Annotated in this window: 8 protein-coding genes; 3 read left to right on the top strand and 5 right to left on the bottom strand. The window is 70.6% G+C overall.

The genetic code is table 11. The features are described from left to right. Positions 1-443: hypothetical protein (locus tag C1I99_RS32860; RefSeq protein ID WP_158554096.1), on the top strand; the 443-nt coding region annotated here is incomplete at its 5' end. Positions 444-653: 210 nt separating this feature from the next. On the opposite strand, the gene C1I99_RS22850 is transcribed toward C1I99_RS32860, so the two are convergent. Then, positions 654-1,208: a winged helix-turn-helix domain-containing protein gene (locus tag C1I99_RS22850; RefSeq protein WP_233512659.1), complete on the bottom strand. Its 555-nt coding sequence runs from the start codon at positions 1,206-1,208 to the stop codon at positions 654-656. 405 nt (positions 1,209-1,613) lie between these two features. On the opposite strand from C1I99_RS22850, the gene C1I99_RS22845 reads away from it, so the two are divergent. Further along, positions 1,614-5,915 (top strand): S8 family serine peptidase, encoded by a 4,302-nt coding sequence (locus tag C1I99_RS22845; protein ID WP_233512658.1) that lies wholly within the window; start codon positions 1,614-1,616, stop codon positions 5,913-5,915. Positions 5,916-6,011: 96 nt separating this feature from the next. Here the strand turns inward: C1I99_RS22845 and C1I99_RS22840 are convergent, their stop codons facing one another. Further along, a complete protein-coding gene (locus C1I99_RS22840) occupies positions 6,012-6,524 on the bottom strand; it encodes a winged helix-turn-helix domain-containing protein (RefSeq protein ID WP_111136264.1) in 513 nt (170 codons plus the stop codon). Positions 6,525-6,977: 453 nt separating this feature from the next. Here C1I99_RS22840 and C1I99_RS22835 point away from each other — a divergent pair, with 453 nt between their 5' ends. After that, positions 6,978-7,724: a hypothetical protein gene (locus C1I99_RS22835; protein ID WP_111136263.1), complete on the top strand. Its 747-nt coding sequence runs from the start codon at positions 6,978-6,980 to the stop codon at positions 7,722-7,724. A gap of 23 nt (positions 7,725-7,747) precedes the next feature. Here C1I99_RS22835 and C1I99_RS22830 read toward each other — a convergent pair whose 3' ends face one another. The 3 genes from C1I99_RS22830 to C1I99_RS22820 form a co-directional block, all read right to left on the bottom strand. Beyond that, entirely contained in the window at positions 7,748-9,112 is a 1,365-nt protein-coding gene (locus C1I99_RS22830; RefSeq protein ID WP_199562356.1) for a cation:proton antiporter, read from the bottom strand. Positions 9,113-9,285: 173 nt separating this feature from the next. Next, positions 9,286-9,822, bottom strand: a complete 537-nt coding sequence (locus C1I99_RS22825; RefSeq protein WP_111136261.1) for a winged helix-turn-helix transcriptional regulator — start codon at positions 9,820-9,822, stop codon at positions 9,286-9,288. Between the two features lie 52 nt (positions 9,823-9,874). Further along, the gene (locus tag C1I99_RS22820; protein WP_158554095.1) at positions 9,875-11,329 is read right to left on the bottom strand and encodes an MFS transporter; all 1,455 of its coding nucleotides are present in this window, start codon (positions 11,327-11,329) and stop codon (positions 9,875-9,877) included. Positions 11,330-11,641: the final 312 nt, after the last annotated feature.

Raw genomic sequence — 11,641 nt, 5'->3', positions numbered from 1 at the left:
CCTCCGGGTTGCCGGCCGGAGCCAACGGCGGGGGCAGCGACGGCGATGGCATCGACGAGGGCAGTGGGGGCAACGCGGCGATTCCCTCGTGCCCGTTCACACCCGAGCGGGCCTCGGAGATCGTGGGCCGGGCCATGCACGCCGACGGCAACTGCCTGTTCCGCGACGGGAACGGCGTCGCCATCCTGACCGTCACGCTCGCCTCCGAGTTGGCCGGGTCGGCGACCTTCGCGTACAGCAGGGAGCAGGCCGGGAAGCGGTACGAGGGGGTGGCTGCCGTGGACAAGGGCGACCAGGGGTATCTGGCTGCCGGGGAGACCGAGGCCGAGGCCGTCGTGATCAGCGGGGCGGGAGCCTTCACGGTGCAGATCAGCAGCTTCGCGAGCGACGCTGCCGCCAACGAGGCGCTGCTGCGCAAGCTCATCGCGGCGATTCCCGGGTGACCTGGGCGCCGGTTCGCGGGTGCAGTCACCGCGATCTCGGCGGGTCGGGGCTCGTGCTGCCCGGTCAACCCCGACGCCGTCGTCGCCGTAACCGTGCGGGCGCACATCCTCGCCACCCCGTCCGGTCAGGTGCTCGACACCCCCGCGGGGAGGGAGCGGAGACCTGACCCTCCATGCCAGGGGGTGCAGGTTGCCCAAGTCAGGCAGGCGTCACCTACCGCCGACCTTCGGCCGCTTGTGCTCGGTCAGCCGGAACCCGACGCCGCGTACCGCGTCGATGCTGACGCGGGTGCCGAGTTCCGCGAGCTTGCGTCGCAGCCGTTTCACCAGCGACTGCACGTCCGCCTTGCGCTCCAGCCCCTCGTCACGCCAGACCGACCGGTGCAGCTCGGCGTAGCTCCAGACCCGGACCGGCTCGGTGGTCAGGCTGGTCAGCAGGTCGTGCTCGAGTCGGGTGAGGCCGACCTCGCGGTCGCCACAGTGGGCGGTGGACCGGGTCGAGTCGATCAGTAGCGTGTTGTCGGCTACCGCTGGCTCGGCGGCGGGCGCCTGCGCGGACGCCGCCCGGGGAAGCTGCTGCGGGGCCGCGATCAGCCTGCGCAACTCGTCGAGGTCGGCGACCAGTAGCAGCGGCGCGAGGCCGTCGAGGCGCTCCGCGAGCCGCAGCCGTTCGGCCGGCGACGGCGTCACCGCGATCAACAGCGGGAACAGCTCCTCGGCCGGTTCGGATCCGCCCGGAACAGTGCTCTCGTCGTCCTCGGCCACCGCACCCCACCCGGAAACGAAGGGCAACTTCTGCCCGGCTTCGTCATGACCGTGACAATGATGGTCAAGCTTGCCGACTACCGAGCAACCGATAGTGACAACTTGCTTACGTCGTGTGCTTGATCGTCCTTCATTCTCGATCATAGTGTCCACACGGGCAGCCGGCGTGACCCGCGGCGCCTGGGGGGCGTAGGGGGTTCGTTCGTTTCGGTCTCATCCACAAGGGAGGCGGGCTCCCGGCACCCTCCACCATGGCTCGATCAACTCTGGGTCGTTCTGGAGGAGGCAGCACCGATGCTCAGACGTCCACCCGCCAGGCGCATAGCCAGATCTCTGGTGAGCGCCGGCGCGGCGATTGTCCTCGCCGCGACAAGTTTGGCCGCAACCGGCTCAGCCGCGCAGGCCGTGACGACCAAGGCGGGAGCAGCCGCGGTCTCCGCGTCAGACAAGATTCGCCCGGATCTCGCGAAGCGGCTCCAAGCCAAGAGCGAGAGCGATTTCTGGATCCGTTTCAAGGACAGGGCGGACCTGACCCAGGCCAGTACGATCAAGGACTGGGCCAAGCGGGGTACCGCGGTCGCGGACGCGTTGAAGAAGACCGCCGGCGACAGCCAGGCCAAGATCCGGGCTGAGCTGGACGGCAACGGCGCCACGTACCAGACGTTCTGGGCGACCAACGCCATCAAGGTCAGCAGCGGTTCGCTGGCGATGGCGCAGAGCTTCGCGGCCCACGCCGAGGTCGAGGGCCTGTACGCTCCGGTCGCCTACAAGCTGCCCGAGGTCAGCAAGGGCACCGACGAGAAGACGGTGAACGCCCTCGAGTGGGGCATCGCGAACATCAACGCCGACGACGTCTGGTCCCAGTACGGCGTCAAGGGTGCGGGCATCACGGTGGCGAACATCGACACCGGGGTCCAGTTCGACCACCCGGCGCTGGTCGGCTCCTACCGCGGCAACAACGGCGACGGCACGTTCGACCACAACTACAACTGGTTCCGAGCCGCCGGAACCTGCGCCGCGCCCTGCGACAGCGACGGTCACGGCACGCACACGATGGGCACGATGGCCGGCTCCGCCGGTGCGAACCAGATCGGCGTCGCACCCGAGGTCAGGTGGATCGCGGCGAACGGCTGCTGCCCCAGTGACGCGGCGCTGGTCTCCTCCGGCGAGTGGATGCTCGAGCCGACGGACCTCAACGGTCAGAACCCGGACGCCAGCAAGCGGCCCAACATCATCAACAACTCGTGGGGATCGACGCTGCCCTCCAACGACCCGTTCATGGAGGACGTGACGCTGGCCTGGACCGCATCGGGCATCTTCGGGATCTGGTCCAACGGCAACAGCGGTTCGGCGTGCCAGACCAGCGGCTCGCCGGGCAGCCTGGTCAGCAACTACTCGGCCGGTGCCTACGACATCAACAACACCATCGCCGCCTTCTCGTCCCGTGGCGCGGGCCAGAACGGCGAGACCAAGCCCAACATCGCGGCGCCCGGTGTGAACGTCCGATCCAGCGTTCCGGGCAGTGGCTACGCCAGCCTCAACGGCACTTCGATGGCGGCACCGCACCTCGCGGGCGCGATCGCGCTGTTGTGGTCGGCGGCGCCGGCGCTGGTCGGTGAGGTCGACGCGACCCGTGCGCTGCTGGACAACTCGGCGATCGACAAGGCCGACACCCAGTGTGGTGGCACCACCGACGACAACAACGTGTACGGCGAGGGCCGGCTGGACGCGCTCGCGCTGCTCAACTCCGCCCCGATCGGCGACACCGGCACCCTGGCCGGCACGGTCACGGACGCGGCCACCGGTGCCCCGATCGCGGGTGCCACGGTGACCCTGACCGGTGCGGCGAATCGCCAGTTGACCACCGGGAACGGTGGAACCTACTCCACTCTCCTTCCGGTCGGCGACTACCAGGTCGCCGTGGCGGCGTTCGGCTACGAGGGCAGGACGGTGCCGGCGACGGTCACCACCGACGCGACCACGACGATCAACGCCGCGTTGACGCCGGTACCGAATGTCACCGTCAGCGGATCGGTCACCGACGGCTCCGGACACGGCTGGCCGCTCTACGCGAAGGTGACCGTCGAGGGGGCGTCCGGTGTGTCCGACCACACCACACCCGCCTCCGGCCGCTACAGCCTCACGTTGCCGGCCGGGACGACGTACACCTTGAAGGTCGAGCCGCAGTACCCGGGCTACCAGACGGTGACCAAGGAGGTTGTGGTCGGCTCGGGCAACGCCACCGCCAACGTCGCGGTGCCGGTGCAGGACACCGCCTGCACGACGGCGCCGGGTTACCGGTACGGCTCCGACGGTGAGTACGAGACCTTCGACGGCACCACCGTGCCGGCGGGTTGGTCGGTGGCGGACCACGCGGGCACCGGCCAGGTCTGGAAGTTCACCGACGACGGCAACCGCGGCAACCTGACCGGCGGCACCGGCAACTTCGCGATCATCGACAGCGACGACTACGGGACCGGCGGACGGCAGGACACCTCACTCGTCAGCCCGGTCGTCGACCTCACCGGCGTCGCGGCACCGGTGATCCGGTTCAACCAGGACTACAACTGGCTGGGCAGCGACCGCGCCGATGTCGATCTCAGCATCGACGGCGGCACCACCTGGACGAACGTGCTGCGGCAGGCGGCCGACGTCCGCGGACCGCGGGTGACCGAGATACCGATCCCGCAGGCCGCGGGCCAGGCACAGGTCCGGGTTCGGTTTCACTACTACGACGCCTCCTACGAGTGGTGGTGGCAGGTCGACAACGTGCTGATCGGTAGCCAGGTCAGCTGCGAGCCGACCGACGGCGGCCTGGTGCTCGGTCACGTCCGCGACAGGAACGACAGCGGCTACGTCAACGGGGCCACCGTCACCAGCGACGACCGGCCCGCGGAGAAGGCCACCACCGTGGCGACCCCGAACGACCCCGGGCTGGCGGACGGCTTCTTCTGGCTGTTCTCCTCCCTGCCGGGCACCCACCCGTTCAGCGCGAAAGCCGCCAACTACGTCAGCCAGCGCAAGCAGGTCGACGTCGGGGCCGACTGGGCGACGGCGGTGAACTTCCAGCTCGCGGCCGGCCGCCTGTCGGTTCAGCCGGCCCAGGTGAGCGGGACGGTCCGGATGCCCACCGGCAAGGGCAACAAGACGTTCACCGTGACCAACACCGGCGGCGCCCCGGTCGACGTCGAGTTCGGCGAGCGCGACGGCGGGTTCGAGATCCTCCGGGCCGACGGGTCCCGGCTGAGCAAGCAGGAGGTGCTCGGGTCCGGCGGCGCTCCGGAGCAGCGGCTGGAGGTCCCGACGTCGTTCGCCGCGACGGCGTCAGGCAAGTCGGCGACGGCGGCATCCGCCGCGGTTGGGCCGCAGGCGGAGCCCTGGACGGACATCGCGGACTACCCGGCGAACGTGATGGACAACCGGGTGGTGAACCTGAACGGCAAGGTGTACTCGATCGCCGGTGGCAACGGGTCGGCGTCCACGACGAAGAACTTCGTCTACGACCCGATCGCACAGAGCTGGGCACCGATCGCCGATCTTCCCGGTGCGCGTAACGCCATGACCGTCGGCGCCGTGGACGGGAAGATCGTCGCGACCGGCGGCTGGGCTGCGTCCGGGCCCGACGGCACCACCTGGTCGTACGACCCGGCGGCCAACACCTGGACCGGGAAGGCCGACAACCCCGCGCCGCGCTCCGCCGCCGGCCAGGCGGTCGTCGACGGCAAGCTGTACGCCGTCGGCGGCTGCACCACATCGTCGTGTACGCCGATGTCGAACGATGTCGTCCGGTACGACCCGGCCAGCAACAGCTGGGAGACGTTGCCCGACTACCCGAAGTCGGTGGCGTTCCTCTCCTGCGGCGGGATCGACGGCGTCGTCTACTGCACCGGTGGCAACGACGGTTCCACCTCGCAGAAGGCCAGCTACGCCTTCGACCCGGGCGCCAACACCTGGACCGCCATCGCCGACGCGCCGGCCGACAACTGGGCCAGCTCGTTCGCCGTCGCGAACGGCAGGTTCCTGGTCGTCGGCGGTTCGCAGGGGGGCGCCATCACCAACGCCGGCTTCGCCTACGACCCGGCCACCAACTCGTGGTCCAACCTGCCGAACGCCAACACCGCCCGGTACCGCGGCGCCGCGGCGTGCGGCTTCTACAAGATCGGCGGATCGTCCGGCCAATTCAACGCGACCCCGGACAGTGAGGCGCTGCCCGGGTTCGAGGAGTGCGGCGAGGGTCCCGCCGACGTCAGCTGGATGACGGTCGACAAGACAGCAGTCACGCTGGCACCGGGTCAGCAGGTCACGGTCACCGTCGGGATGACGGCGAACGTCGACCAGCCGGGTACCTACTCCGGGTCGGTCTCGATCAAGGAGAACACCCCGTACCCGGTGCAGCCGGTGGCGGTGACGATGAACGTGCAGCCGCCGAAGACCTGGGGCAAGTTGATGGGTGTCGTCACCGGGACGAGTTGCCAGGGTGTGAGCTCTTCGATTCCCGGTGCGGTCGTCCAGGTGGACTCGTGGGCGATGTCGTGGACGTTCGCCACCGACGCCGAGGGCACGTACGCGTACTGGATGGACCGTCGGAACAACCCGATGACGATGATCGTCGCCAAGGACGGCTGGAAGCCCCAGACCCGTAAGACGAGGATCACCACCAGCACCCCGACGGTGGAGGACTTCGCGCTGCTCCCCATCCGCTGCTAGCTGACCGCTAGCCGACAGGTCCGGCCCGCCTGGGTTCCGCCCAGGCGGGCCGGACCAGGTTCGGAGCTCACCGGCGGCTGCAGCGGCGCGTGATGGTCAGATCGGGGTGAGGCGGAAGCCGACCCCGCGGACCGCGTGGATCGTCGCCGAGGCGTCCAGCCGGGCGAGTTTGCGTCGTACCCTGCGCACCACCGAATGCAGGTCGGAACCGCGGCCGAGGTGCTCGTTACCCCACACCTCGAGATGCAGCCGTTGGTAGGTCCAGACTCGTCCGGGCGAGCCGACCAGGCACAACAGGAGATCGTGCTCCAGCGGGGTCAGGTCGATTTCGCGGTCCAGCCACCGCAGCACCCGTCGGTCGGAATCGACGCTCAGGTCGGGTGGTGGCGGACCGGCGTCGTCGGCGGACTCGGCAGCCACGGTCTGGACGGGCGGCGCCATCGCCGCGGCGGCGGGTGCCCCGGCCGCACCGAGGAACTCCCGAACCTGATCGACGCTCGAGACGATCAGGAAGGCATCCGTCCCGCCGAGCAGTTGGGCGAGCCGTCTGCGTTCGGCCGGCGAGGAGGCGATGCCGATGACCAAGGACGCGGCCGGGATCGCCCTCATCCCCACCCCTTCCGGTTCCCCACCCATTCCGGGATGTTTCCTCGGTGACGCCGGTCAATCGGTGTCGCGATGATGGTAGTGGCGCTCTGTTACGAATAGCGGCAGATGTGGATTAGTGAGTCGTTGGTCCGGTGTGGGCAAAGTCGAAAAGGCAAATCTTCGACGTATGGGGGCAACATGCCGGACATGCGTGGTCTCGGCGTCGCCTGCCTGGCCCGGCACCTGGCCGCCCCCCACCTGCCAGGACAGCTGCTGAACCTGATTCCTATTTCTTCCGGCGTCGGTTAGCCGCGCCCTGAATGGAGACTGTTCTGCATAATAGTGGACTCCAATGTAACGGGCAATGTCACGACTGCTCGCTGCATTTGTCGGATTCGTGCGCGGGGTAGGTTCGAGTCCTCCCCGGGGCGGCGGAGCGGGTGGCTCGCCGGCTTTCCTGGGTACCCGGGGTGGATGGCCGAGCTGCTGGAGGACGGGGACATCTACTTCCTCTACCGCCCCCGCGTGGAGGAGGAGCACGTCGACTCTCTCGACGAGGTGCAACGGCTGTTCGTGGTGATGCATCCGTGGCACGGGCGGCACCTGAGGCTCCTGGTGGTGGGGCGCAAACGGCTGCCCGACATCGACGAGCACGACCGCTTCTGGGCGTTCGTCGACGAGGTGGTGGACCGGCCGGAGCAGCTGCACGAGACCCTGCGGGCGCGCCGGTACCGGACGAGGACCCGCGACGAGCGGAAGCAGCCGCCGGCCCGGCCCGTGGCGGAGGGCGCGTACGTGATCGCCCGGCACGACGACCACACCCACCTGGCGTACGAACTCGAACTGCCGCTGCACCCCGGCCCGGCGCAGCACGACCTCAGCATCGAACCGGAGGCGAGCTACATCGTCACGGTGAAGAACCCGCAGGCACCCTCCCCGCCCGGGGTGGGCCTGCGCGGACCTCGGAAGGTGAAGCTGCCGGGCGCGCTGCAGAAGGAGTTCCACGGCCGCCGCTTCGCCCCGCTCGACCCGCCGGGCTTCCTCGACCACCCCGGTACCGAGATCGTACTCATCGGCGCGGCCCACGACGCCTCCGAGGAGCTGCGTATCGACCTGGACGCGGAGGTCGACCGGGCGGAGCGGAGCACCATCTTCGGGGATCTGCGGATCGGGCGCCGGGAGCGGCCGGTCGCCCCGCTCTTCGAGGGCGAGTGGGCCTGAGCGCCACCGGCCGGTCACGTGTCTCAGGGACCGTCGGCGCGGGCGACCGCCGGCGGGGGTACCTCACGTACCGGTCGCGCGTCCCGCCACGTGTCGTGTTCGATCCGGCGCAGACGCTCATCGTCGCGCTCGACCACGCGGGCGGTGGCGACGCGCAGCAGGGGCGGCGTCATCAGGGAGGTGACGATGGCGACCAGCACGACGACCGTGTACATGGCGGTGTTCAGCACGCCGAGCCGGAGGCCGGTGAGCGCGACGATCACCTGGATGACGCCGCGGGCGTTCATACCCGAGCCGAGAGCCAGTGCCTCCCACCGGTTGAGCCGACCGAGCCATGCGCCGAGGAAGGCCCCGCCGAACTTGCTGACGACCGCCACCGCCAGCACGGCGAGCCCGGTTAGCGCCACGGTCGGCTCGGCCAGGGCGGTGAGGTCCATCCGCAGGCCGGCGGTGGCGAGGAAGAGCGGCGCCAGGACCGACAGCACGAACGCCCGCAGCGGCGCGAGGAGCACCTGGGCCGACCGGGTGGCGGCGATGAGGACACCGGCGACCAGAGCACCGAACAGCGCCTCCATGCCCAGCGAGTGGGTGGTCACGGCGCCCAGCAGCACGATGATGACGGCTGCGGTCACCGCAGGGCCGGGCTCGCCGGAGCGGGCGGCATGCTCCATCACGTGCCGGACCACGACCCGGCCCACGGTCGCGGCGAACGCCATGAAACCCAGCAGGTACCCGACGGCGAGGCCGACGGCACCGGCGGTGAGCCCGACGGTCGCGGCGGCGGCGACCAGCGACAGCAGCAGCCACCCGACCACGTCGTCGATGGTGCTGGTGGCGAGGATGAGCTGACCGATGTCACGGTGCATCAGTCGCATGTCCGACAGGGTCTTGGCGATGACCGGCACGGCCGAGACGCAGACCGCCACCCCCACCAGGAGCGCGAAGGTCCACCGCTGCGGGTCGGGTGTCGCCGACACCGAGGCCGGGATCAGCAGGCCCAGCCCGATGCCCAGGCCGAGCGGGATCAGCAGACCGCAGGCGCTGACCGCGGCCGCCGCCCGCCGGTAGCGGGACAGCACGGACAGGTCGACGTGGGTCCCGGTGACCCCGACGAGCAGCAGGACGCCAAGTTGGGCGACGGCGTCCAGCAGGTGCATCTGCCGCGGGTCGCTGGGCAGCAGCCACCCGGTGACCCCCGGTGTTAGATGTCCCAGCAGCGACGGGCCCAGGACGACGCCGGTGAGCAGTTCGCCGACCACGGCGGGCAGCCCGAAGCGTTCGGCGAGCGCACCGAGAAGGCGGGCGAGGAGCAGCAGGGCCGCGACGGCCGCGAGGAAGACCAGCAGTTGGTCGTGCGCAAGAGGTGCCGGAGCAGCCGCTACGACCACGGGGAACGACCTCCTTGCCGGATGCGGTCCCCTCATTCTCCGGCCCGGTCGAGGCCCGCAACGTCTTCCGTGTTGCGCTGTCGTCCCACTTCGGACGACACGGGACGCCCGGGCCTGCCGGCCGGATCAGCTCCGGCCGGACCGCCGGGTCAGGAGCCGGTCGCCGCGCCGGGTTAGGAGCCGGTCGCCGCGCCGACCGCGGCCGCGGCCGGCGCGGTGTGCACAGCGGCGTCGGCGGACCCCGCCGGCGAGCCGGCGGGGCAGTGGGTGTGGGCGGCGGGCCGGGTGGTCACCTCGTCCTGCGGCACCGGCCCGCCGCACGCCGAGCAGACGAGCACCATCTCGACGGGGTGGTCGCAGGTCGCGTGGACGGTGACCCGGGGCGGTGGGCCGTCACCGGGAAGGTGCTTGTCACCCCACTGCATCAGGGCGGTGAGCACCGGTGCCAGCTCCCGGCCCCGGGCGGTGAGCCGGTACTCGTGCCGAAGGGGGCGGAAGGCGTAGGGCACCCGCTCGAAGATGCCCGCCTCGACGAGCGTGTTGAGCCGCTGGGCGAGGACGTTGCGGGCCATCCCGAGGTGGTTGAGGAACGAGTCGAAGCGGCAGTCGCCGATCATCGCGTTGCGAATGATGAGGAGAGTCCAGCGTTCGCCGACGACGTCCAGCGCGCGTGCGATCGAGCAGTCCTGGCCGTACCCGCGTCGAGACATTGAGACATAATAATTGCTCGACGGCCATCGGTGACCGGTGACATTACTCTTGTCACACACCCGGCTCACGCAGCGCCACGGGACGGGCGGCGATGCCGCGCCGGAGCAGCAGGAACGCCGCCAGCAGGCCGACGGCGGCGAGGCCGGCGGCGACCGCGAACGCGGTCTGCAGCCCGGCGGCGACCTGCGCGGGCGCTGCCGGCGAGCCGGGCGCCGCCTGATGGGCGACGAGCGCGGCCGACACGACGGCCAGGCCGAGCGCCCCGCCGATGCTGAACGAGGCGTCGGTGAGGCCTGAGACGGTGGGCGAGTCGGCGTCGCTGGCGCCGAGCGTCACGGCGATCTGCGCGGCCACGAAGGCCGCCCCCGCGCCGGCTCCGATGACCGGCAGCACGCCGACGATGTTGCCCGTGGCCAGGGGGCCACGCACCATGGCCAGCGCCAGCAGGCCGGCGCCGGCCAGGGCCATCCCGGACATGGTGACCGTGCGCAGCCCGAGCCGGAGCACCACGGCCTGCCCGGCGTAGGAGCCGATCACCGACGGCAGCGTCAGCGCGGCCATCAGCGCGCCGTACCCGATGGCCGACAGTCCCAGCGACTGCTGGCCGTACAGGGTGATCAGCAGCAGCATCCCGTCGACCACCGTGCCGGCGGCGAGCAGCACGACGAGACCGGCCAGCCGGGTCCGGGAGCGCAGCAGTTCGGGGCGGACCAGGGGGCGGGCGGCGCGGGACTCGCTGACCAGGAAGAGCAGGAGCAGCACGGCCGAGCCGGCCATCCGTAGCAGCGTGCCACCGACCGAGCCGTCCCCTGCGAAGGCGTCGACGATCGCCCAGCCGAACAGGGCCAGCGCGCCGATCAGGCTCGCCGCTCCGACCAGATCCAGCGGGCGCCCGGAGCGGGGGCACGGGTCGGCCGGCAGGACCGGCACGAGGAGGGCGGCGGTGATCCCCACCGGCACGTTGACGAGGAAGACCCACCGCCACCCGGGCCCGTCGGTGAGCAGCCCGCCGAGCAGAAGCCCGGCGGTGCCGCCGAAGGCGCCGATCAGTGTCCACAGGCCCAGCGCCCGGGCCCGGACCAGACCGCTGCCGAGGGCAATCACGAGCAGGGGCAGCGCGGTGGCCGCGATCAGTGCCGCGCCGGCGCCCTGGAGGGCCCGGGCGGCGATCAGCACACCGCCGGACCAGGCCACGGCCGACAGCAGCGAGGCGGACGTCACCACCGCCAGGCCGGCGGCGAACAACCGGCGGCGGCCGAAGAGGCCGGCCAGCCGGGGGCTGAGCAGCAGCAGGCCGCCGAAGCTGATCAGGAACGCCGACATGAGCCACTGCACCGTGCCGGTGGACAGGGCCAGCCCTCGCTGGATGCTCGGTATGGCGACGTAGACGCTGGTGCTCTCCACCGCCACCATCAGGAACGAGGCGGCGAGCGCGCCGATGGCCAGCTGCTGGTGCCTGCTGAGCTGCCCCGCCGGCGCTGGCGGTCCGCCGAAGTTGTCCACCATCCAAGCCCCTTGGTTGACGGTGATACGCAAGCTAGCCGCATCGGCAGGCGTCAGGCGTACCGCGGGTTGTCGCCGGCCCGTGGCCGCCACGGGTGCGACGGGCGAACCCGAGGAGCGACAACGGGGTTGCGTCCGGGCGCGCCCCCTCGGCTGCCGTGGAAGCGGCGTCACCCACAACCACTCGGTGCGGATTTGAAACTGACGTAGGGCAATGAAGATAGCAGCAGAGAGTCGCTGGCACGACCCTCTGTCGCGCCGAGTGACGCGGGAGGCGTCGCACATCATGACAGGTGCCGGAGGGCGGGTGAGGGT

Origin of the sequence: Micromonospora deserti, from assembly GCF_003236335.1 — a bacterium.
GTDB classification, from domain to species: Bacteria; Actinomycetota; Actinomycetes; order Mycobacteriales; family Micromonosporaceae; genus Micromonospora; species Micromonospora deserti.
Note: the sequence above shows the minus strand (reverse complement) of the source record. Positions and strands in the feature narration are given on the sequence as shown.

Coding starts and splice junctions, on each gene's coding strand:
- C1I99_RS22840 (WP_111136264.1), bottom strand. CDS start 6,524: ATGAGGGCGATCCCGGCCGCGTCCTTGGTCATCGGCATCGCCTCCTCG.
- C1I99_RS22835 (WP_111136263.1), top strand. CDS start 6,978: ATGGCCGAGCTGCTGGAGGACGGGGACATCTACTTCCTCTACCGCCCC.
- C1I99_RS22825 (WP_111136261.1), bottom strand. CDS start 9,822: ATGTCTCGACGCGGGTACGGCCAGGACTGCTCGATCGCACGCGCGCTG.
- C1I99_RS22820 (WP_158554095.1), bottom strand. CDS start 11,329: ATGGTGGACAACTTCGGCGGACCGCCAGCGCCGGCGGGGCAGCTCAGC.